Annotated in this window: 20 protein-coding genes; 8 read left to right on the forward strand and 12 right to left on the reverse strand. The window is 58.1% G+C overall.

Annotated features, from left to right (window positions below):
* Nucleotides 1-24: 24 nt before the first annotated feature.
* Nucleotides 25-372, reverse strand: a complete 348-nt coding sequence (locus RT657_RS06190; RefSeq protein ID WP_111140856.1) for a YacC family pilotin-like protein — start codon at nt 370-372, stop codon at nt 25-27.
* 181 nt (nt 373-553) lie between these two features.
* On the opposite strand from RT657_RS06190, the gene cueO reads away from it, so the two are divergent.
* On the forward strand, nt 554-2,164 hold the full coding sequence (gene cueO, locus RT657_RS06195) for a multicopper oxidase CueO (RefSeq protein WP_313653123.1): 1,611 nt from the start codon (nt 554-556) through the stop codon (nt 2,162-2,164).
* Here the strand turns inward: cueO and RT657_RS06200 are convergent, their stop codons facing one another.
* On the reverse strand, nt 2,165-3,448 hold the full coding sequence (locus RT657_RS06200) for a cystathionine gamma-synthase family protein (RefSeq protein WP_313653124.1): 1,284 nt from the start codon (nt 3,446-3,448) through the stop codon (nt 2,165-2,167). It lies immediately after the preceding gene.
* Between the two features lie 234 nt (nt 3,449-3,682).
* Between RT657_RS06200 and hpt the strand changes: the two genes are divergently transcribed.
* Nucleotides 3,683-4,219 carry a hypoxanthine phosphoribosyltransferase gene (hpt, locus tag RT657_RS06205; RefSeq protein WP_313653125.1) on the forward strand — a complete coding sequence of 179 codons (537 nt, stop codon included), beginning with the start codon at nt 3,683-3,685 and terminating at the stop codon, nt 4,217-4,219.
* Between the two features lie 82 nt (nt 4,220-4,301).
* Here hpt and can read toward each other — a convergent pair whose 3' ends face one another.
* A complete protein-coding gene (can, locus tag RT657_RS06210) occupies nt 4,302-4,958 on the reverse strand; it encodes a carbonate dehydratase (RefSeq protein ID WP_313653126.1) in 657 nt (218 codons plus the stop codon).
* 108 nt (nt 4,959-5,066) lie between these two features.
* Here can and RT657_RS06215 point away from each other — a divergent pair, with 108 nt between their 5' ends.
* The 3 genes from RT657_RS06215 (at nt 5,067) to RT657_RS06225 (ending at nt 8,198) form a co-directional block, all read left to right on the forward strand.
* Complete coding sequence (locus RT657_RS06215; protein ID WP_111140290.1) at nt 5,067-5,996, forward strand: ABC transporter ATP-binding protein; 930 nt, start codon at nt 5,067-5,069, stop codon at nt 5,994-5,996.
* Nucleotides 5,993-6,763 (forward strand): ABC transporter permease, encoded by a 771-nt coding sequence (locus tag RT657_RS06220; RefSeq protein WP_313653127.1) that lies wholly within the window; start codon nt 5,993-5,995, stop codon nt 6,761-6,763. The genes RT657_RS06215 and RT657_RS06220 overlap by 4 nt, the downstream gene beginning before the upstream one ends.
* Before the next feature lie 421 nt (nt 6,764-7,184).
* Entirely contained in the window at nt 7,185-8,198 is a 1,014-nt protein-coding gene (locus tag RT657_RS06225) for an acyltransferase family protein (RefSeq protein ID WP_313653129.1), read from the forward strand.
* Nucleotides 8,199-8,250: 52 nt separating this feature from the next.
* On the opposite strand, the gene panD is transcribed toward RT657_RS06225, so the two are convergent.
* From panD to thpR, 9 genes are all read right to left on the reverse strand, one after another.
* Nucleotides 8,251-8,631 (reverse strand): aspartate 1-decarboxylase, encoded by a 381-nt coding sequence (gene panD / locus RT657_RS06230; protein WP_090964354.1) that lies wholly within the window; start codon nt 8,629-8,631, stop codon nt 8,251-8,253.
* A gap of 47 nt (nt 8,632-8,678) precedes the next feature.
* A complete protein-coding gene (gene panC, locus RT657_RS06235) occupies nt 8,679-9,533 on the reverse strand; it encodes a pantoate--beta-alanine ligase (RefSeq protein WP_313653130.1) in 855 nt (284 codons plus the stop codon).
* Nucleotides 9,534-9,548: 15 nt separating this feature from the next.
* Nucleotides 9,549-10,343 carry a 3-methyl-2-oxobutanoate hydroxymethyltransferase gene (gene panB / locus RT657_RS06240; protein ID WP_313653132.1) on the reverse strand — a complete coding sequence of 265 codons (795 nt, stop codon included), beginning with the start codon at nt 10,341-10,343 and terminating at the stop codon, nt 9,549-9,551.
* Nucleotides 10,344-10,426: 83 nt separating this feature from the next.
* On the reverse strand, nt 10,427-10,912 hold the full coding sequence (gene folK, locus RT657_RS06245; protein ID WP_313653133.1) for a 2-amino-4-hydroxy-6-hydroxymethyldihydropteridine diphosphokinase: 486 nt from the start codon (nt 10,910-10,912) through the stop codon (nt 10,427-10,429).
* The gene (gene pcnB / locus RT657_RS06250; protein WP_313653217.1) at nt 10,909-12,327 is read right to left on the reverse strand and encodes a polynucleotide adenylyltransferase PcnB; all 1,419 of its coding nucleotides are present in this window, start codon (nt 12,325-12,327) and stop codon (nt 10,909-10,911) included. The genes folK and pcnB overlap by 4 nt, the downstream gene beginning before the upstream one ends.
* Nucleotides 12,328-12,413: 86 nt before the next feature.
* Nucleotides 12,414-13,292 carry a tRNA glutamyl-Q(34) synthetase GluQRS gene (gluQRS, locus tag RT657_RS06255; protein WP_313653135.1) on the reverse strand — a complete coding sequence of 293 codons (879 nt, stop codon included), beginning with the start codon at nt 13,290-13,292 and terminating at the stop codon, nt 12,414-12,416.
* A gap of 73 nt (nt 13,293-13,365) precedes the next feature.
* On the reverse strand, nt 13,366-13,821 hold the full coding sequence (gene dksA / locus RT657_RS06260; RefSeq protein ID WP_111140281.1) for an RNA polymerase-binding protein DksA: 456 nt from the start codon (nt 13,819-13,821) through the stop codon (nt 13,366-13,368).
* 247 nt (nt 13,822-14,068) lie between these two features.
* Nucleotides 14,069-14,773 (reverse strand): DNA/RNA nuclease SfsA, encoded by a 705-nt coding sequence (gene sfsA / locus RT657_RS06265; RefSeq protein WP_313653137.1) that lies wholly within the window; start codon nt 14,771-14,773, stop codon nt 14,069-14,071.
* Nucleotides 14,751-15,308, reverse strand: coding sequence for an RNA 2',3'-cyclic phosphodiesterase (thpR, locus tag RT657_RS06270; RefSeq protein ID WP_313653139.1), 558 nt, complete (start codon nt 15,306-15,308; stop codon nt 14,751-14,753). Before thpR ends, sfsA begins: the two co-directional genes overlap by 23 nt.
* Before the next feature lie 30 nt (nt 15,309-15,338).
* Between thpR and hrpB the strand changes: the two genes are divergently transcribed.
* The 3 genes from hrpB to fhuA all read left to right on the forward strand — a co-directional run bounded on the left by hrpB (nt 15,339) and on the right by fhuA (nt 22,831).
* Nucleotides 15,339-17,822 carry an ATP-dependent helicase HrpB gene (gene hrpB, locus RT657_RS06275; protein ID WP_313653140.1) on the forward strand — a complete coding sequence of 828 codons (2,484 nt, stop codon included), beginning with the start codon at nt 15,339-15,341 and terminating at the stop codon, nt 17,820-17,822.
* A 98-nt stretch (nt 17,823-17,920) separates the two neighbouring features.
* Nucleotides 17,921-20,428, forward strand: a complete 2,508-nt coding sequence (mrcB, locus tag RT657_RS06280; protein ID WP_313653141.1) for a bifunctional glycosyl transferase/transpeptidase — start codon at nt 17,921-17,923, stop codon at nt 20,426-20,428.
* Nucleotides 20,429-20,626: 198 nt separating this feature from the next.
* Nucleotides 20,627-22,831 (forward strand): ferrichrome porin FhuA, encoded by a 2,205-nt coding sequence (fhuA, locus tag RT657_RS06285; protein WP_313653143.1) that lies wholly within the window; start codon nt 20,627-20,629, stop codon nt 22,829-22,831.
* Nucleotides 22,832-22,867: the final 36 nt, after the last annotated feature.

Below are 22,867 nucleotides of genomic sequence, written 5' to 3' on the forward strand. Positions count from 1 at the left end.
GTCCGGCTGCAGAGGGCGGGCCGGTTACCTGACGTAGGCCAGCAGGCTCAGTGAATCCCGGGCCAGCGACTTGCACTTTTTGTCGTTGGTAATGGCGATGCCGCTGAGATCGCGATAGCTCTCTTCGCCCAGTGCCTTCATGTTGTAGTTGCTGTAGTTGCTTAAATCCCAGCGGTTCTGCTGAGCAAAAAAGACCAGCGCCTTGCGAATCTGCGCATCCGGGAGATCCTGATAACCGCAATCATTCTTAAGATAGACGAAAACCGCCGTCAGATCGGCCAGATCTTCCGCTTCGGATTCGCTAAGGGCAAAGCTGGTGGAGGAGAAGCCAAGAAGTCCCGTCAACAGCAGGACCTTGATGCTTTGCTTCATAGTCATTCTCTTCAAGGGATATTACTCATGACGTTAGCACAGTTGCTGTGAGGTTTTCGATTAATTTGCCGCGCCGGGCCGCGGTGCCGCCTTTTTTTCGTCAGATTCTCACAGGGGGACTTGACCTTCCCATAAGGTCAGGGTTTAGGCTGTCTGTTCCGATGCCACAAGGATGACTCCCATGCAACGTCGCCATTTCCTGAAACTCACCGCCGCCCTGAGTGCAGCCGGCGCTTTACCACTCTGGAGCCGTTCGCTGATGGCGGCCAGCCGCCCGCTGTTACCGATCCCCTCGCTGCTGGAACCCGATGCCCGCGGCAGCTACAGCCTGACGGCGATGCAGGGCTCGACCCAATGGAATGGCAAAGCGGTGCCGACCTGGGGCTACAACGGCAGCCTGCTGGGGCCGGTGCTGAAGCTGCAGAGTGGCAAACCGGTGACGGTGAACATCCATAACCGGCTGCGTGAAGCGACGACGCTGCACTGGCACGGGCTGGAAATTCCGGGCGCGGTAGATGGCGGACCGCAGGCGATGATTGCGCCGGGCGGCTCACGTCAGGTTTCGTTTACCCCCGATCAGCCCGCCGCGACCTGCTGGTATCATCCGCATCTGCATGGCAAAACCGGGCATCAGGTGGCCCAGGGGCTGGCCGGCATGATCCTGCTGGAGGATAAAGAGAGTGGCACGCTGCGGCTGCCCGCGCAGTGGGGCGTGGATGATGTGCCGCTGATTTTTCAGGACAAGCAGCTCACCCGGGATGGCAGCCGAATCGACTATCAGCTCGACGTCATGCGCGCCGCGGTAGGCTGGTTTGGCGACATGATGCTGACCAACGGCGTGCAGTATCCGCAACATGCGGTGCCGCGCGGCTGGCTGAGGCTGCGCCTGCTCAACGGCTGCAATGCCCGGTCACTGCAGATCGCCGCCAGCGATCGCCGTCCTCTCTATGCGATCGCCAGCGATGGCGGCCTGCTGGCCGAGCCGGTAAAGCTCGACGCGTTGCCGATCCTGCCGGGCGAACGCTTTGAGGTGATGATCGATACCTCGGACGGTCAGGCCTTTGACCTGGTGACGCTGCCCACCGAGCAGATGGGCATGACGCTGCCGCCGTTTGATCAGCCGCTGCCGCTGGTGCAGATCCTGCCGCTGCGGGTGATGGCGAGCGCCACGCTGCCGGATCGGCTGGCGACGCTGCCTGCGCTGCCGGCCACCGACGGGCTGAACACGCGCTGGCTGCAGCTGATGATGGACCCGCAGCTGGACCAGCAGGGCATGCAGGCGCTGATGCAGCGCTACGGTGAGAAAGCGATGGGCAAGGGCGGGCACGGGCATCATGCGATGCCGCAGAAGCAGGCGAAAGCCGCAGCGGAGCCGATGCCGTCGATGGACCATGGCGATCACAGCATGCATGACATGCCTGGCATGGCACAGCCCGCCGGGTACGATTTCCACAACGGCAATAAGATCAACGGCAAAGCCTTTGATATGACGAAACCGTCATTCGCCGTAAAGCTGGGTCAGTATGAGAAGTGGACGATTTCAGGGGAGGGCGACGCGATGCTGCATCCGTTCCACATTCACGGAACGCAGTTCCGCATCCTCTCCGAGAACGGCAAGCCGCCCGCCGCGCACCGGCAGGGCTGGAAAGATATGGTCAATGTCGACGGCGGGCGCAGCGAAGTACTGGTTCGCTTCGACTATGTCGCCGCCGCCGGGCACGCTTACATGGCCCACTGCCATCTGCTGGAGCATGAAGACACCGGCATGATGCTGGGCTTTACCGTGGGCTGATTACGCCTGTTCCAGCGCCAGCTTCACATCCTCAATCAGGTCACCGGCGTTCTCGATGCCAATTGACAGCCGCACCGTGGCATCCGTGATGCCAATGCGCTGACGCACCGCCTGCGGCACACCGGAGTGGGTGGTGCTGCCGGGGTGGCTGGCCAGGGACTCCGTACCGCCCAGGCTGACCGCCTGTTTAAACAGCGTCAGGGCATTAAGAAAACGGAACGCAGCGGGCTGACCACCGATGATATCAAACGAGAAGGTTGAACCGGCGCCGCTGCACTGCTCGCGATACGTTTTTCCTTCGGCGCTTTCCGCATCCAGATAGGGCAGCCAGTGCAGCTTCGCCACTTTCGGGTGATCGCGCAGAAACGCCGCGACCGCCTCCGCATTGTGAAAGGCTTTCTCCATGCGCAGCGACAGGGTTTCCAGCGAGCGGCTGAGCATCCAGCTGGAGTGAGGATCGAGCTGGGTGCCGATGGCGCTGCGCAGCGCACGCACTTTTGCCATCAGCGTCCGGCTGCCCATCGCCGCACCGGCAATCAGGTCAGAGTGGCCGCCCACATATTTCGTCAGCGAGTAGAGCGACAGATCCGCGCCCAGCGCCAGCGGCTGCTGGAACAGCGGGCCGAGCAGAGTGTTGTCGCAGGCGATAACGGGGCGTGAACCCTGCTGCTGCTCAATCTCATCGGCAATCCGCGCGATCAGGCGGATATTGACCAGGCTGTTTGTCGGGTTCGCCGGGGTTTCAATCAGGATCACCGCCACCCGACCCCGGCTCATGGCCTGCTGCGCCGCCTCGCGGATGTTCTTCTCATCAAAGCCGTCGCTGAAACCAACGGCTTTGATATCCAGATTGTGCAGCGTTTTGCTCATCAGGGTTTCGGTGCCGCCATAGAGCGGCTGCGAGTGCAGGATCACCTCACCCGGACGGGTAAACGCCAGCAGGGTGGTTGAGATCGCGGCCATGCCGGATGAGAAGAGTGAACAGCTTTCGGCCTGCTCATAAATCGCCAGACGATCTTCAACAATCTCGCTATTGGGATGGTTAAAGCGGGAGTAGACCAGCCCGCCCGATTTGCCTTCCGGCGGTTCACGGCGACCAGAAACGTAATCAAAAAAATCCCGCCCCTCTTCGGCACTGTCGAAAACAAAAGTGGAGGTCAGAAAGACTGGCGGCTTCACCGCGCCCTCAGAGAGACGTGGATCATAGCCATAGTTCAGCATCTGGGTTTCCGGATGCAGCGGTCTGTCGCCGATATGCGTTTTTTTGCCTGAATATGAAGTCATTGTGATCTCCGGCCAGCGGGACGAGTAGGGTAACGATCGGTTGGAAGAAGGCTACCACGCAGCAAATCATGCGGGTAAATGCCGGAATGTTCTAAGGTCATGCGCATTCCAGCCAGACGCGCGAAACGGACGAGAATTTTTTCGACGTAATCGTTTGCTTCTGGCGCTGCCGCACCGACGCGGCGGCGTCTGTGGTAGACTGCGGGGCTTTCTGACGTAACCGGGCTGAACGCAATGAAACACACTGTTGAAGTGATGATCCCTGAACAGGCAATCGCCGCGCGCATCGCTGAACTGGGCAAAGAGATTAACGACCACTACCGCGACAGCGGCAGCGACATGGTACTGGTGGGGCTGCTGCGCGGCTCGTTTATGTTCATGGCGGATCTCTGCCGCGCTATCGACGTGCCGCATGAGGTCGACTTCATGACGGCTTCCAGTTACGGCAGCGGCATGTCCAGCTCGCGCGATGTGAAGATCCTGAAAGATCTGGATGAAGACATTCGTGGCAAAGATGTGCTGATCGTCGAAGATATCATTGACTCCGGCAACACCCTGAGCAAAGTGCGTGAAATCCTGCAGCTGCGTCAGCCCAAATCCCTGGCGATCTGTACTCTGCTGGATAAGCCAGAGCGCCGTGAAGTTGAGGTCAGTGTCGAGTATGTGGGCTTTGCCATTCCCGATGAATTCGTGGTGGGCTTTGGTATCGACTATGCGCAGCACTATCGCCATCTGCCTTACATCGGCAAAGTGGTCCCGCTGGAATCCTGATACTGCCTTAACCGCACATTCTTCCAAGGCCTGCAGCCGTTGCCTGGTGTAGGCTATATCGCGCTTTTATGCCGCGATTAACTCAGACGTTGCTGTTCATCTGCAGGTTAGCTATGCCATGACGGTAGCGTTGTTCAAGGATCTCCCGGCTGCTGGCGGTGACATCAAGGTTACGCAGACAGCCGTCCTGAATACCGTAAACCCAGCCGTGCAGGGAGACATTCTGTCCGCGTTTCCAGGCCGACTGCAGCACGGTTGAGTGCCCCAGGTTGTAAACCTGTTCAATAACGTTGATTTCGCACAGTTTGTCCAGGCGCTTATCCGGCGGGAGTTCCCCCAGCAACACGCTATGCTTGTACCAGAGGTCGCGGATGTGCAGCAGCCAGTTGTCGATTAATCCCAGCTCCGGGTTATCCATTGCGGCCTGCACACCACCGCAGCCGTAGTGGCCGCACACAATAACGTGTTCCACTTCCAGCACCTCAATGGCGTATTGCACCACTGAGAGACAGTTCAGGTCAGTGTGGATCACCAGATTGGCCACGTTGCGGTGAACAAAAAGTTCGCCCGGCTCCAGTCCGGTCAGACGTTCGGCGGGAACGCGGCTGTCAGAGCAGCCAATCCACAGGTAGCGCGGTTTTTGTGTCTGAGCGAGCCGCTCAAAAAAGCCGGGATCTTCTTCAATCAGTAATTTCGACCATTCACGGTTGTTACTGATCAGGGTATTGATATCTGTCATGGCATTGAGCGACCGGTTACTGCGCAGAGTGCGCGCGCGTACTATAGGCCAGGGCCTGATAAATTTAAACGGCATTGTAATGCCATCAAAACAGGGTATGGATGCAGAATGACTTATGCACTGGAACTTTCCGGGCTGACCAAGACCTATGCTGGCGGCGTGCAGGCGCTGAAGGGCATCGATCTTAATGTTGAAGCCGGTGATTTTTATGCGCTGCTGGGGCCAAATGGCGCTGGTAAATCGACCACTATCGGGATTATCAGTTCACTGGTGAACAAATCCGGCGGCAGCGTGCGGGTGTTTGGCTACGATCTGGAAAAAGATGTGGTCAATGCTAAACGCCAGCTGGGTCTGGTCCCGCAGGAGTTTAACTTCAATCCGTTTGAAACGGTGATGCAGATCGTCGTGAATCAGGCAGGCTACTACGGCGTTGAGCGTCGCGAGGCCAACCAGCGGGCGGAAAAATACCTTAAACAGCTCGACCTGTGGGGCAAGCGCGGTGAACGTGCGCGGATGCTCTCGGGCGGGATGAAACGCCGTCTGATGATCGCCCGTGCGCTGATGCATGAACCGAAGGTGCTGATTCTGGATGAGCCGACCGCCGGGGTCGATATTGAACTGCGCCGTTCGATGTGGGTCTTCCTGAAAGATCTTAATGCCAAAGGCACGACGATCATTCTGACCACCCACTATCTGGAAGAGGCGGAGATGCTGTGCCGCAACATCGGCATCATTCAGAGCGGCGAGCTGGTGGAGAACACCTCCATGAAAGCGCTGCTTTCCAAGCTCAAATCAGAAACCTTTATTCTCGACCTGGCGCCGCGCAGTCCACTGCCGACGCTGGAGGGGTTCCAGTATCGTCTGACCGATACCTCAACGCTGGAAGTCGAAGTGCTGCGTGAGCAGGGGCTTAACAGCGTCTTCAGCCAGCTCAGTGCGCAGGGCGTGCAGGTACTGAGTATGCGTAACAAAGCCAACCGTCTGGAAGAGCTGTTTGTGGGTCTGACGACGCAGGGAAAAACAGGAGTTAAAGCATGACACATCTCTACTGGGTGGCGCTGAAAAGCATCTGGGCCAAAGAGGTTAACCGTTTCGCCCGCATCTGGATTCAGACGCTGGTGCCGCCGGTGATTACCATGACGCTCTATTTCATTATCTTTGGCAACCTGATCGGCTCGCGCATCGGTGAGATGCACGGCTTCAGCTATATGCAGTTCATCGTGCCGGGATTGATTATGATGGCGGTTATTACCAACGCCTATGCCAACGTGGCTTCTTCGTTCTTCAGCGCCAAATTCCAGCGCAATATCGAAGAATTACTGGTCGCGCCGGTTCCTACTCACATTATCATTGCGGGCTATGTCGGTGGCGGCGTCGCGCGCGGGGTCTGTGTAGGCATACTGGTCACGGCAATCTCGCTGTTTTTCGTACCGTTCCATGTCCACTCCTGGGTGATGGTGGCAGTGACCCTGCTGCTGACGGCGATTCTCTTTTCACTGGCGGGTCTGCTGAACGCCGTCTTTGCGCGAACCTTTGACGATATCAGCCTGATCCCGACTTTTGTGCTGACACCGCTGACCTATCTGGGCGGGGTATTTTACTCGCTGAGCCTGCTGCCACCAATCTGGCAGGCAATTTCTAAGCTCAACCCGATTGTTTATATGATTAGCGGATTCCGGTACGGTTTTCTCGGCATTAATGACGTGCCGCTGGTCTTTACCCTCTCGGTACTGGTGGCTTTCATTGTGGTCTTTTACGGGCTGGTCTATGCGCTGATTCAGCGCGGTCGTGGATTACGCACCTGACAACAAAGAATAATGACAGGGCCACGCAGCGATAAGCGCGTGGCTTTTTTTTGTCTGTTAAAACAGCAATCAGTGCGGTTGTCGCTGGCCTTAAAAATCGCCTTCGCTTCAGGTTCATCTGTCACTTTTTTCCCCTGCTGCTGCTCTCTGTCTCGCTTTGCTGCCGGATGACAAGAAAATAACCCTAAGTTTTATCTGATATTACAACAGGGCATATCCCTATCTTAATGATTCTAAAATGGTAAATTTTTTTTAAGATTAGCCCTAACGCCAGGCGGTTGTTTATTTTTATCTGAGTTATCAGAATACGACGCGAATAAGCTTATTCCTCCGCTCAGGGAAAAAGGGTGGAACCGGGGTGTTTTCAATAATAAAAATGGCTCGCGAGTCAGGGCCAGTTTTTAATCAAAGGCAGGGTAAGATGAATCGTATAACGTGGATCGATAATCTGCGGGGATTGAGCATTCTCGCAATCATTTTTTTGCACAGTACTATCGCCGTACATAACAATGCAGGACATTTTACCGCCTTCAGCACGCTGTTAAATGAGATGCTGGCGCCGGTCAGACTCGGGCTGATGTTCTTTGTATCGGGATTATTTGTCGATGCGGGATTAAGAAAAGGTCTGGGTCCTTTTTTTAATAACAAAGTGCGCAGTATTCTCTATCCGTTTGTGGTCTGGGTTGCGGTTTATGGCGGATTAAAAATTCTGTTCAGCTCGATGGCGAATACACCACAATCACCGATGAATATTATTCTCTCCCACCTGACCGGTGGCGGCGATATGACCTGGTTCCTGCATTCGCTATTTATCTTCTTTATTGTGATTATTTTTGCGCGTCACCTGCCGTTTCTGCTGGTGTTTGCCATCTGTATGACGCTGAGCTGGGCTCTGCCGGCGATCGATCCTGATGGCGTGTTTGCCAGCTTCGATAATACCCATATCAACAAGTCACTCTATCTGTTTGTTTTCTTCTATCTCGGGGATTACGTGGTCAGAAAGCAGGTTGATATTGCGGAAAAAGTTCAGCATGGCCCGACGCTGCTTATTTCTCTGGTCAGTTTTATCGTGCTCTCCTGCCTGAATATCTTTGTGCTGGATCGTCACGCTCAGGCGTTATTGTCACCGCTGGCGCTGCTGTCGGTGCCGCTGTTTGTCTGGATTGCACTGAAGCTGAAGTCAGAACTGGTCTACTACATTGGCGTGAACTCGATTGTTTTTTACCTGTCGCATTATCTGGCGATTCAGTTCTTCAGTAAGATTGTGAAATTTGAAAGCCCGTCAGCCTGGGTAAATGATGTGAAGTTTATTTCGGCATTTCTGGTCGCGCTGGCGTTGCCGTGGACATTGTGTCTGATGAGAAAACGCGGCTGGTTCAATTTCCTCTTTACGATGAAGAAATCATCGAAGCCGATGACCAGCAAAACAGCGTAATACATGAGGTCATGAAAAAGGCCGGCCGTTTAACGGGCCGGCCTTTTTTTTATCAGGCAATCTGCACCGGCAGGGCTTTTGCCAGACGCTTCATCTGATTATCGCCTTCAAAATAGGCGACTTTGGGCTGCCACTGACGCGCTTCGGCATCCTCAACCTGCACGTAAGAGCAGATAATTAAAATATCGCCTTCACAGGCGCAGCGGGCGGCAGCACCGTTGACCGAAATAATTTTAGAGCCGCGTTCAGCCGCGATAGCGTAGGTAGAAAAACGCTGACCGTTGGTGACGTTATAAATATCGATCGCTTCATATTGCAGAATGCCGGAGGCATCCAGAAAATCCTGATCGATAGCGCAGGAGCCTTCATAGTTGAGGTCCGCCTGTGTCACCTTGACGCGGTGCAATTTGCCTTGCAGAACTGTGCGAATCATAGCCAGAAACCTTGTCAGAGAAAGAAAATAACCTGCCGCGGGCGTAATTACTGCGTCAGGTCAACAGTTTGATTATCGATCAGGCGCGCGTTCCCCAGCCACGCGGCCATCAGCACTACCGCACGCTGGCTGTCTACCGTCAGCGGTTGTAGTGTTTCCGCGTCGCAGATCGCCAGACCATCCGGACGCAGTCCCTGTGCCTGCAGGGCCTCACTGGCTGCCTCAACGATCTCTTCGACGTGACGCTCGCCGTTCTCCAGCCGCGTCGCCATCTGTTTCATCACCTGGCTCAGCACCGGTGCCAGCTTGCGCTCCTCAGCGGTCAGGTAACCGTTGCGCGAACTCAGCGCCAGACCATCTTCTGCCCGCACGGTTGGCACGCCAACAATTTCAATGTCAAAACCCATATCGGCCACCATCTTACGAATGATGGCCAGCTGCTGAAAATCCTTTTCGCCGAAACAGGCAATATCGGGCTGGACCAGATTAAACAGTTTGCTGACGATGGTGGCAACGCCGCGGAAATGGCCAGGGCGAGTGGCGCCTTCCAGCAGGGAAGAGAGCACCGGAACCTCAACGAAAGTCTGATTCTGCGCGCCCCGGGGATAGACTTCGGCCGGGGAGGGGGCAAAGACCACATCAACCTGATGACGGTTCAGCTTTTCGCAATCCTCCTGCAGCGTGCGCGGGTAACGCGCCAGATCGTCGGCCCGATCAAATTGCATCGGATTCACAAAGATCGAGACAATGACGACGTCGCCACGCGCCCGGGCTTCATCCACCAGCGTCAGATGCCCTTCATGCAGATTGCCCATGGTGGGCACCAGCGCAATGCGTTTACCCTGCTGACGCCAGCGACGAACTTCCTGGCGCAGCATCAGCAACGTTTCAATGATCAACACGATGATTCTCCCGGATTACTGAAAACTGTGCTCTGCCGCCGGATAGGTTCCGGCTTCGACATCGGCAATATAGCGGCGGATGGCTGCGCGAACGTCGCCAGTCTCCGCCAGGAAATTTTTGGCAAATTTAGGGATATGCCCCCCCGTCACGCCCAGCGCGTCATGCATCACCAGAATCTGTCCGTCGGTGACGTTACCCGCCCCGATGCCAATCACCGGAATGGAGAGCGCGTCGGTAATACGCTGCGCCACAGAAACCGGAACGCACTCCAGTACCATCAGCTGCGCGCCTGCGGCCTCCAGCGCCAGCGCATCCGCCAGCAGCTGCTCAGCGCCCGCGTCGTCACGGCCCTGCACTTTATAGCCGCCGAAGATATTCACAGACTGCGGTGTCAGGCCGAGATGGCCGCATACCGGCACTGCCCGCTCCGTCAGCATCTGCACGGTTTCAGCCAGCCAGCTGCCGCCTTCCAGCTTCACCATGTTGGCGCCGGCGCGCATCAGCTGCGCGGCGCTGTCGAAAGTCTGCGCTGGCGTGGCGTAACTCATGAACGGCAGGTCGGCGAGCAGAAGGGCCTGCGGTGCACCACGGCGGACTGCCGCGGTGTGATAAGCAATGTCACTGACCGTAACCGGCAGCGTGGAGTCATGCCCCTGCACCGTCATTCCTAACGAGTCACCAACCAGCAGAACCTGAATGCCTTCCTCGGCAAACAGACGAGCAAAACTGAAATCGTACGCGGTCAGCGTGGCAAACTTTTTGCCGCTGGCCTTGGCCTGACGCAGATGTGAAATCGTGGTGGGTTTCATGGCGCTCTCAACTCAGGAATTCTGATGCGCGCAGTTTACTGGATAGCGTGAACGAGCGGAATCACAGATGTGCGTTTGTCGCTTCAGCCATGCCACAGCACGATGCTGCGGGCGTCAAGAGAGGTCAGGAAGGAGCGAAGAGGGCGGCCATCCGGCAGACAGAGATCCGGTGCAATCGCCAGCAGTGGCACCAGCATAAAGGCGCGATTCAGCAGATCGTAATGCGGTACAGTCAGACGCGCCGTGTTGATTCGGGCATCGCCAAACAGCATCAGATCGATATCCAGCGTGCGCGGTCCCCAGCGTTCCGCTTTTCGCACCCGGCCATGCTCATGTTCGATGCGCTGGGTATGATCCAGCAGAGCCTCTGCGCTGAGACCGGTCTCCAGCGCCACGGCGGCGTTGAGAAAATCGGGCTGATCGGGTGGGCCATAGGGCGGCGTGCGATAGAAGGGCGACGTCGCAATGCGCTGCGTCTGCGGCAGCGCATCAAGTGCGGTCAGTGCTGCATCAACCTGATGCAGCGGATCGGCCAGATTACTGCCTAACGCGAGGTAAACCCGTGTCATGAGACGTTGTGTTTATCGCGACGGGGTGCAGAAGAGCGGCGGCGCGGACGGCGTGAGCGGTTGCGCGGCACCGGATCATCGCCCAGGTTATTCAGCATGTTTTTCTGCTGTGGCGGAGCCGCCACCTGAAACTCGCCCCACCACTGGCTCAGACGCAGCAGTTCCGGGTTGTTCTCCACCTCTGCACGCAGCGCCAGCAGATCGTACGCGGCGCGGAACTTCGGATGCTCCATCAGCTTCCAGGCGCGTTTACCGTGACGACGCGACATGCGCAGCTGCAGCAGCCAGATATCGCGGATCAGCGAGGTAATCCGTTTTGGAATCGCCAGTGCGCGGCACGCTTCATCCAGCGTGTCGTTCATCGCCATCGCAAAGGCTTCGAAGTAGGTCAGGCCGCTCTCCTGCGCAATGCGTTCTGCCGCTTCGAGCTGCGGATACCAGAACATCGCGGCAAACAGAAACGCCGGATTAACGCGCATCTCATTGTGAATGCGGTTATCGGTATTTTTCAGCACCTGCGCCACCATCCGCTCCATGTGGCTGTCGCTGTTTTCCGTAAAGTTACGTGCCAGCGTCGGGAACAGCGGCTGGAACAGCTGATATTCACAGAGTTTGAGATAGGTGCTGTAGCCGTAACCCGCCTGCAGCAGTTTCAGAGACTCTTCAAACAGGCGTGCTGGTGGGATATCCCGCAGCAGCGAAGCCAGACGCGGAATCGGCTCGGCCGTTTCCGGCGCGATGCGCATATTGAGTTTGGCGGCGAAGCGCGCGACGCGCAGCATCCGGACCGGATCTTCCCGATAGCGGGTTTCCGGATCGCCAATCAGACGGATAATGCCCGCTTCCAGATCGCTGATGCCGCCCACATAGTCACGGACGGTGAAATCGGCCACGCTGTAGTAGAGGCTGTTGATCGTCAGATCGCGGCGCTGGGCGTCATCTTCGATAGAGCCAAAGATGTTGTCGCGCAGCAGCATGCCGCTCTGGGCGCGCTGCGAACTGTTGCGATCCTCATCGGGCTCGTCTGCCTGATGGTGACCACGGAAGGTGGCGACTTCGATCACCTCCGGGCCAAACATCACGTGAGCCAGACGGAAACGGCGACCGACCAGGCGACAGTTGCGGAACAGCTTGCGCATCTGCTCAGGCGTGGCATTGGTCGTGACGTCGAAATCTTTGGGCTTTTGCCCCAGTAGCAAATCGCGCACGCCACCGCCTACCAGATAGGCTTCATAACCGGCTTTGTTCAGGCGATAGAGCACTTTGAGGGCATTTTCGCTGATGTCTTTACGTGAGATGGTGTGGCTTTCACGAGGGATGATGGTCATAAGACGCTCTGGTTCAACCTCTGCTGGGGCTTCCTCTTCATCTCGCTTCAGGACTTTCCGGCAAAAATTAGCTACTCGGGTAAAAATGGGACACCTCGACAGTGGCAATAAGGGTGTAGGTAAAATCAGCGGCTAATCATAGCCTGTTGAGAACCGTTTGAGAATGCTGTTGTCTATGCATCCGGTTTCAGGGCGTTCTCCTGCGGCATCAAAGCGATATTCCACTGTGCCACCGCATCAGACAGCAGTTTCTCCTGCGTTAAATCCTGCCAGCCGCAGGAAACCGGCTGGCCGAGAAAACGCAACGCCGCCACCAGCAGCGGTCGGGCATCGCCCTCCGGCAGGGCGGGCGCGTGATTCTGCTTCGATAACTTATTGCCATCGCGATTCAGTGCCAGCGGCAGATGCATCCAGGCGGGCACCGGCCAGCCAAACTGCTGATAGAGTGCAATCTGGCGCACCGTCGGCGCAATTAAATCTGCGCCGCGCACCACTTCGGTGATGCCCTGAAAGTGGTCATCGACGACGACCGCCAGGTTATAGGCAAACAGGCCATCCCGGCGGTGAATGATAAAATCTTCCTGCGCCAGCGCGTGCTCTGCCTCTATCCGGCCGCGCAGCCGATCCTCAAAGGCCAGCACCGGCGCATGCTGGCGTAAACGCAGCGCGGCATTCTCTGGCCCGCGCTGACGGTCACGGCAGTAGCCATCATAGAAGCCGCCGATCTGCTGGATGCGGCGCCGGGTACAGGTGCAGTAATAGCTTTGACGCTGGGCCCGGAGCCAGGCCAGTGACTCACGATAGGCATCATGACGCTGAGACTGCCAGAGCACCTCGCCATCCCATGTTAAGCCATAGTGTTCAAGCTGCTGCAGGATACGGCTGGCGGCACCCGGTACTTCCCGTGGCGGATCGATATCTTCAATCCTCACACGCCAGATACCGTTTTGCGCGCGCGCGCTCAGGTAACTGCCCAGCGCAGCAATCAGCGAGCCAAAGTGAAGTTCACCAGAGGGGGAGGGGGCGAAACGGCCGATACAGGAGGATGACATAGGTTTCAGAAGTGACCACGCAGGGAGCGAAACAGCAGGTACTCCACTGCGTGGTAACAGGCTGGACGCGGCATCAGCCGGCCATTTGTTTCTCACGAATTTCTGCTAACGTCTTGCAGTCGATGCAGAGATCGGCCGTTGGACGTGCTTCGAGACGGCGAATACCAATCTCAACGCCACAGGAATCGCAATAACCGAAGTCGTCATCTTCGACTTTCTTCAGCGTCTTCTCGATCTTTTTAATCAGTTTACGTTCGCGATCGCGGTTACGCAGCTCCAGGCTGAACTCCTCTTCCTGTGCGGCACGGTCAACCGGGTCCGGGAAGTTGGCAGCTTCATCCTGCATGTGCGATACAGTACGATCGACTTCGTCCCGCAATTGATTACGCCAGGCTTCCAGAATCTTACGAAAATGGGTCAGCTGCGCGTCGTTCATATACTCTTCGCCAGCCTTCACCTGATAAGGTTCGACTCCGGCGATAGCGAGAATACTCAGGGACGATGTTTTACGGTTTTGACCTTCTTGCATGTTGCTTCTCCTGGATAACACGCACTATACCCTTTCACTGACGTCTCGCAGGGGCGTAACTGCCAGCCTGCATTTGACCTCTGCCGGGTACATCGATCCCCCATTGGGGAAAAAAACAGGCCGCTATAAATAACAGAAGCAGTCAGGGTTGGCAATTCTTCATGAACACACCTTGACAAGCCTGTGAGGAACAGCGTATTCGGCGTTGAGCACGGAACATTCTTAGCACATAAAATTGCAAAAGATATTACATGGTTACGCTGATCGACGATTTAAGAAATATTCCCTGCGCCGACAGCGCTGCCTGATACGCTAAAACCTCTACACCCTCCTGCTGCGCCTGAGCCAGTTGTTCTGCATACGCCGCATCGATGTGACGTGCCGGGGAAACGTCCTCAATCCCCGTGTGCAGAACGGCAAACAACAAAACGGCCCGATGGCCCTCTGCCGCCACTGTCGCCAGTTCACGCAGATGCTTTTGGCCTCGAATCGTCACCGCATCCGGAAAATACCCTTTGCCTTCATGTAAAAGAGTGACGGATTTGACCTCAATATAGCAGTTGCGCCGGCCCTCTGCTTTGAGCAGGAAATCAATTCTGCTCTTTTCAGTACCATATTTAACTTCGGCCTGACGCTGCGTGTAACCGGTCAGTGCAGGCAGCCCGTTCAGATCCAGCGCTTCGGCCACCAGCTGGTTAGCGCGCAGGGTATTGACGCAGATCCAGTGCCCCTGCTGTGTCTCGGTCAGCTCCCAACTGTGGGGATATTTGCGCGTCAGGCTGTCTGAGGTGGAGTACCAGACCCGATCACCTGGTGTCGCGCAGCCGGTCATGGCACCCGTGTTGGCGCAGTGGATCGTCAGCACCTCGCCATCGGGCGTCATGACATCAGCCAGAAAGCGTTTATAGCGTGCAATCAGACGGGCGGGCTTAAGGGGCGGAGAGAAGTGCATGCGGATCCTGAGAAGAGAGTGGCCAGCTGGCCAGAGCGCGATAACGGGTCCGGCCCCGGCTGTACTCAGAGGCGAACAGTGAAAAACGCGAGACGCGGAAATGCCAGTGAAAGCCGCGCGGCGGTAACGCCACCGGCTGCGTGGCGTGACGTAACAGCGTAATGTGCGGATGAAACGGTTGTGGGCTCTGGTGACAGCCATGCCGGGCGGCCTGCGCCCGCAGCAGGCTGGCGAGCTGCAACAATCCGCGTGGCGCGCGCTGGCAGCCGAGCCAGACCACACCGGGGCGTGGCCAGTGCCCGGCATCATCCAGATCGAGATCAAAACCGGGCTGAATGATGCGTGAAGCCAGCGTCTGCAGACGCTGTGAGGTTTCCGCTGTCACGTCACCCAGAAACGCCAGCGTCAGGTGCAGATTCGCCGCGGCGACCGGCACGCCCGCCTCCGCCGGAAAGGTGTCGGCCCGCCAGCGCACCAGCTGCTGCTGCATGTCTTCAGGCAGGCTGAGGGCAAAAAATAAGCGTTGTGTTGCCATGGCGCTCTCCGGCAAATATCACGTGCTACAATGCGCGCCATCTTAGCACAGGCAGAAGCGGAGTTTGCTGTGAGCAATTTACCGGTCAGCGCAGTGCTGCCTGACCTCCTGGCGGCGCTGAAAGACGCTGCTCAAATCCTGCTGGCTGCACCGACGGGCGCGGGCAAATCGACCTGGCTGCCGCTGCAGTTGTTACAGCAGGCGGAGCTGTCTGGGCGGATCATTATGCTGGAGCCGCGTCGGCTGGCGGCACGCAACGTGGCGCAGCGGCTGGCAGAGCAGCTGGGCGAGCAGCCGGGGGCCACGGTCGGGTTCCGGATGCGCGGCGAAAGCTGCGTCGGCCCCGAGACCCGGCTGGAAGTGGTGACCGAAGGGATGCTCACACGCATGCTGCAGCACGACCCGATGCTGGAGGGCGTGTCACTGGTGATCCTGGATGAATTTCATGAACGCAGCCTGCAGGCCGATCTGGCGCTGGCGCTGCTGCTCGATGTGCAGCAGGGGCTGCGCGACGATCTGAGGATCCTGCTGATGTCCGCCACGCTGGACAATGCCCGGCTGGCGGCACGGCTGCCCGATGCGCCGCTGATCGTCTCAGAAGGGCGCAGCTTTCCGGTCGAAAGGCGTTATGCGTCACTGAATCAGACTGTGCGCTTTGAAGAGGCGGTCGCACGGGAGGTCGCCCAGCTGCTGCGGGACGAGAGCGGCTCGCTGCTGCTGTTTCTGCCCGGCGTGGCGGAGATCGAGCGGGTGAAGCGCGCACTGGAATCCCGGATTGCGGACGATGTGGATCTGACCCCGCTGTATGGCGCGCTGCCGCTGGCGGCGCAGCGACAGGCGATTCTGCCCGCCGCCGCCGGACGCCGTAAGGTGGTCCTCGCCACCAATATTGCCGAAACCAGCCTGACCATTGAGGGGATCCGGCTGGTGGTCGACAGCGCCCTTGAGCGCAGCGCCCTGTTTGACGCCCGCACTGGTGTCACGCGTCTCCAGACCCAGCGGATCAGTCAGGCCTCCATGATCCAGCGTGCGGGCCGTGCCGGTCGACTGATGCCGGGGATCTGCCTGCATTTACTGCCGCAGGAACAGGCTGCACGTGCAGCAGCGCAGAGTGAACCGGAGATCCTCAATAGCGATCTCTCCTCGCTGTGGCTGGATCTGCTGCAGTGGGGCTGTACGCAGCCCGGGCAGTTACAGTGGCTGGATGAACCCCCTGCCCGCCATCTCGGTGCGGCACAACAGCAGCTGACCCGGCTGGGGGCGCTGGACAGCCACGGCCTGCTTAACCCGCTGGGCCGGCGCATGGCGCAGCTGGGCTGCGATCCCCGCCTTGCGGCGCTGCTCTGTGCGGCAGGCGAGGGTCCGGATGCGGTCGCCAGTGCCGCCCTGCTGGTGGCGATTCTGGAAGATCCGCCGCGCAGCGGCAGCGGCGACCTGCGTGATGCGCTGCATCGGCCTCAGCCTCAATGGCAGCGGCGGGCGCAGCAGTGGCAACAGCGGCTTCGGATCCGGGGCGGCCGGGTCGATGAGGAGCGTTTTGCCGGACTGCTGGCGGCGGGCTTCGGCGATCGGCTGGCGCGACGGCGTGACCTGAGTGGCCGCTATCAGCTGGCCAACGGGCTGGGTGCCAGGCTTGATGAACAGGATGGCCTGACGCGCAGTGAATGGCTGATTGTCCCGGCGCTGCTGCAGACCAGCGCCGCGCCGGATGCCCGAATGCTGCTGGCACTGCCGGTTGACATTGAGGCTCTGTGCCAGCAGCAGCCGGCACTGGTGGAACGCCGGACCGAAGTGGAGTGGGACGAAGAGAAAGGTACGCTGCGCGCGTTCAGGCGCGAGCAGATCGGCGCGCTGGTGCTGAAAACCCAGCCGCTGGCGCGGCCGGAGCCGGAGGTGCTGCATGCGGCCATGCTACGCTGGATCGCTGAAAAGGGGCTGTCGGTTCTGGGCTGGACGCCAGAGGCGGAGCAGTTGCGACTGCGCATCCAGTGTGCGGCGCAGTGGCTGCCGGAAGAGAGCTGGCCTGCTACCGATGACAGCACGCTGCTTGAGAGCCTGCCGCAGTGGCTGCTTCCGCAGATGGCCGCCGTGCGCGATCTTCGCAGCCTGCAGGCGGTGAACCTGACCACCGCACTCTTACATTTACTCACATGGTCACAGCGTCAGCGGCTGGATAGTGCGCTGCCAACTCATTACACTGTGCCGACCGGAAGCCGGCTGCCCATTCGCTACGATGCGGATAAGCCGCCCGCCCTGGCGGTGCGAATTCAGGAGATGTTTGGCGAAGCGCACAATCCGGCGGTCGCCGATGGGCGCGTCCCGCTGGTGCTGGAGCTGTTATCGCCCGCCCAGCGCCCGCTGCAGATCACCCGCGATCTGGCGGCGTTCTGGCGGGGGGCCTGGCCGGAGGTCAGGAAAGAGATGAAAGGGCGCTATCCTAAACATCTCTGGCCAGAGGATCCGGCCACCGCCTTGCCCACAAGGCGGACCAAAAAAATGTCCCCGCAGGGTTGAGTCCACTGGATCGAATTCAGAGGGTTCTGCCATGCGGCACGCGAGAAAGCCGTTAGAGTAGCGGCGCTGCTGTAAGCACTGCCTGGAGAAGAAAAGTAATGTCTGGGAACGATCGCGAACCAATAGGGCGCAAAGGTAAAGCGTTGCCGCCGCGCAGCAGTACGGGCCGGGGGCGACGCAGGGATATCGAACAGGATATCGACCAGGACGATTTTAATGATGACGAGGAGGAGGCGCCGGTGCCACGTAAAGGTAAAGGTGGAAAACCGCCGCGCGGCAAACGCCGTTGGCTGGGATGGGTAATCAAACTGTTCCTGGTGTTTGTGGTGGTGATGGCCGCGTGGGGCATCTACCTCGACTCGGAAATTCGCAGCCGGATCGACGGTAAAGTGTGGCAACTGCCCGCCACCGTCTATGGCCGCATGGTCAGCCTGGAACCGGGCATGGCCTACAACAAAAGTGAAATGGTGGCACTGCTGGAAGGAACCCAGTATCGCGAAGTCTCCCGGATCACCCGCCCTGGCGAGTTTTCGGTTAAGGGCAACACGATTGAACTGCTGCGCCGTCCGTTTGATTTCCCCGACAGTAAAGAGGGGCAGATCCACGCGCGCATGAGCTTCACGAAGAATGAGCTGAGCGAGATTAAAAACCTCGAAACCGGCCGCGATTTTGGCTTTTTCCGCCTCGATCCGCGCCTGATCACCATGCTGCAGTCACCGAACGGTGAACAGCGACTCTTCGTTCCGCGCACCGGCTTCCCGGATCTGCTGGTCGATACGCTGATCGCCACCGAAGATCGTCACTTTTACGAGCATGATGGCATCAGCCCGTACTCAATCGGACGTGCCTTCCTGGCAAACATTACAGCCGGTAAAGCGGTGCAGGGCGGCAGTACCCTGACGCAGCAGCTGGTGAAGAACCTGTTCCTCACCAACGAGCGTTCGCTGTGGCGTAAAGCGCGTGAAGCCTATATGGCAGTGATCATGGATGCGCGCTACAGCAAAGATCGCATTCTGGAACTCTACCTGAACGAGGTCTATCTCGGTCAGGCGGGCAGCGATCAGATCCGCGGTTTCCCGCTGGCGAGCCTCTACTACTTTGGCCGTCCGGTTGATGAACTGAGTCTGGATCAGCAGGCGATGCTGGTCGGCATGGTGAAGGGGGCGTCACTCTATAATCCGTGGCGTAATCCGAAACTGGCGCTGGAGCGTCGCAACCTGGTACTGCGTCTGCTGCAGCAGCAGAAAGTCATCGACCAGGAGCTGTATGACATGCTGTCGGCGCGTCCGCTGGGCGTGCAGCCGAAGGGCGGCGTTATCACGCCACAGCCTGCCTTTATGCAGATGGTACGGAATGAACTGCAGGCGAAGCTGGGCGACAAAATCAAGGATCTCTCCGGGGTGAAAATCTTCACCACGCTGGATCCGGTGTCGCAGGATGCAGCCGAAAAAGCGGTGATTGATGGCATTCCGACGCTGAAAAAACAGCGTGGCCTGAAAGATCTGGAAACGGCGATGGTGGTGGTCGACCGCTTCAGCGGCGAAGTCCGTGCGATGGTCGGCGGGGCAGATCCGCAGTATGCCGGTTATAACCGTGCGCTGCAGGCGCGTCGCTCTATCGGTTCACTGGCAAAACCGGCGACCTATCTCACCGCGCTGAGCCAGCCCAACAGCTATCGACTGAATAGCTGGATTGCGGATGAGCCGATTGCGCTGAAGCAGCCCAACGGCAGCATCTGGAAGCCGATGAACGATGACCGTCGCTTCAGCGGTAAAGTGATGCTGGTGGATGCACTGACCAACTCCATGAACGTTCCGACGGTTAACCTCGGCATGACGCTGGGTCTGGATGCAGTGGTGGAGACATGGAACAAACTGGGCGTGCCGAAAGATCAGCTGCATCCGGTGCCGGCGATGCTGCTGGGCGCCCTGAACCTGACGCCGATTGAAGTGGCGCAGGCGTTCCAGTCGATCGCCAGCGGCGGCAACCGCGCGTCGCTGTCCGCCGTGCGTTCGGTGATTGCGGAAGATGGCAGCGTGCTCTATCAGAGTTATCCGCAGGCGCAGCGTGTTGAACCGGCGCAGGCCGCTTATCTGACGCTCTACACGATGCAGCAGGTCGCCGATCACGGTACCGCCCGTGCGCTGGGCGCACGTTTCCCGAATGCGCATCTGGCCGGGAAAACCGGGACCACCAACGACCTGGTCGACAGCTGGTTTGCCGGTATCGATGGCAAAGAAGTGGCGATCACCTGGGTGGGACGCGATAACAACCAGCCGACCAAACTCTATGGTGCCAGCGGGGCGATGCAGCTCTATCGTCGCTACCTCGACATCCAGGCGCCGATGCCGTTGCAGCTGACGCCACCGGAAGATGTGTCGATGATGAATGTGGATTCTGCCGGAAACTTTGTCTGCGGCACGGGCAGCAGCACCTGGCGTTCGCTGCCGGTGTGGGCGCTGGATCCGAATGCGCTGTGTCAGCAGCAGCAGCAACAGATTCAGCAGCAGCAACAGCTGTTCGATCAGCAGCAGCAGCAGCAACCGCAGGAGCAGAAGGATAGCGACGGCGTAGCAGGCTGGATAAAAGATATGTTTGGCAAATAAACCGGTCTTACCGGTTAAAAAGGGCGCTTCGGCGCCCTTTTTTATGCCGGTCGATCCTGCGCATGCGGGTCTGCACAGGCTGTTACGGCGGGGATTTCCGCTTGCAGTACCTGAGACCTTTCGCATATTATCGAAACGTTATAATAATCATTATCGTTTCGATTCGCCTGATTGCGCCTACTGTCCAGAGACACTTTTATGAACGTGCGAACGACTTTTTCTGACAACACCCAAAAAACCTTTTCCCGTCCTCTTCTGGGCATCCTGATTACCCTCAGCCTCAGCGCCAGCCTTCATGCGGCGCAGACGGAAACGCTGGTCGTCTCGGCCGATGGCGGCAGCGGCGTCGAAGCGGAAAATCCCTGGGGCCCGGCGCCAACGGTCGCGGCGAAACGCAGCGCCACGGGTACCAAAACCGATACACCCATTGAAAAAAATCCGCAGTCTGTGTCGGTGGTCACCCGTGAAGAGATGGCGATGCACAACGTCACCCGTGTGAAAGAGGCGTTTAACTATACGCCTGGCGTGCTGACCGGAAACCGTGGCAGTTCAGGTGTGATTGATGCCCTGTCGATTCGCGGCTTTAGCGAAACCAGTACTAATCAGTATCTCGATGGTCTGAAACTACAGGGGGATAGCTTCTCCGAGTTTGCCATCGATCCCTACTTCCTGGAGCGTGCCGAACTGCTGCGCGGGCCGGTGTCGGTGCTGTATGGCAAAAGCAATCCCGGCGGTGTGGTTGCGCTGGTAAGCAAGCGGCCAACGCAGGAAACCCTGCGTGAAGTGCAGTTCCAGATGGGCAACGACAATCTCTTCTCGACCGGCTTTGATTTCGGTGGGGCGCTGGATGATGACGGCGTTTACAGCTATCGGCTGACCGGCCAGGCGCGCAGTCAGGATGCGCAGCAGGCGATGAACAAAGAGAAGCGTTACACCCTCGCTCCGGCATTCAGCTGGCGTCCCGACGATCGCACCCGTATCGATCTGCTGACCTATTTCCAGAACGAGCCGGAAACCGGCTATTACGGCTGGCTGCCGCGGCAGGGCACCGTCGTGCCGATCACCCGCGCCGACGGCAGCGAGTACAAACTGCCGACTGACTTTGATGAAGGTGAGCAGAGCAATAAAATTTCACGCACCACCAAGATGGTGGGCTATAACGCTGAGCACAGCTTCAACGACACCTGGACGGTGCGTCAGAATCTGCGTTACGCCGATCTCCGCACCGACTATCGCAGCATCTACGGCAATGGTCTTATCCCGGGAACACAGGAGATATTCCGTGGCTCTGCGCTTTCCCATGAGAAGCTGAATCAGTTCGCGGTGGATAACCAGGCGCAGGCAAAATTTGCTACCGGCCAGGTGGATCATACGCTGTTGCTGGGCGTGGACTTCCAGCGTACCCGCAATGATATCGACGCTCAGTATGGTGCGGCATCCAGCCTGAATGCCGTTAATCCGCAGTATGGCAATGACAGCGTGGCATCCTACGGCCCTTATCAGCATCTCAATAAGCAGCGTCAGACCGGCCTTTATACGCAGGATCAGATGGAGTGGAACCGCTGGGTGCTGACACTCGGTGGACGTTACGACTACGCCATGACCTCGGTTTACGATCGGGTGGAAAATAGCGTTGACCGTCAGAACGATCAGGCCTTTACCTGGCGGGGTGGTCTGAACTATGTGTTTGATAACGGTATCGCACCTTATTTCAGCTACAGCGAAGCCTTTATTCCCAATGCGGGTGGGACCTATGACGGTCAGGCGTTCGATCCGTCACGCGCGAAGCAGTATGAAGCGGGGGTGAAGTATGTGCCGAAAGATCGTCCGGTTGTCCTTACCGCCGCGCTTTATCAGCTCACCAAAACCAAAAATCTGACGGCCGATCCGGATACGGTTAGTCATCCCAATGCCAGCGTGCAGAGTGGCGAGATCCGATCGCGTGGCGTAGAGCTGGAAGCGAAAGCCGCGCTGAATGCCAATGTAAACCTGACGGCCGCTTACACCTACACCGATGCCGAATACACGGAAGACACGCAGCTGAAAGGCAAAACGCCGGTACAGGTGCCAAAACAGATGGCTTCTCTGTGGAGTGATTACACCTTCCACGAAACTGCGTTATCGGGCGTGACGGTGGGCGCGGGTGTGCGTTATGTCGGCGAGAGCCAGGGGCTTTACAACGCAGGCGCGCAGCAGAACCAGAATTTTAAGGTGGCCGGTTACACCACGGTGGATGCGGCGCTGAAATATGATCTGGGCCGTTTGGGTCTGCCGGGCTCATCCGTTGGCGTTAACGTCAACAATCTGTTCAATCGTGAGTATGTCGCCAGCTGCTACCGTGAATACGCCTGCTACTGGGGGGCGGAGCGCCAGATTGTCGGCACCGCAACCTTCAGATTCTGATTTAACCGGGCGCGCAGGCGCCCGTTCGTTCACAGG

The organism is Pantoea sp. (genome assembly GCF_032114055.1).
In the GTDB taxonomy this organism is placed as follows: Bacteria; Pseudomonadota; Gammaproteobacteria; order Enterobacterales; family Enterobacteriaceae; genus Pantoea.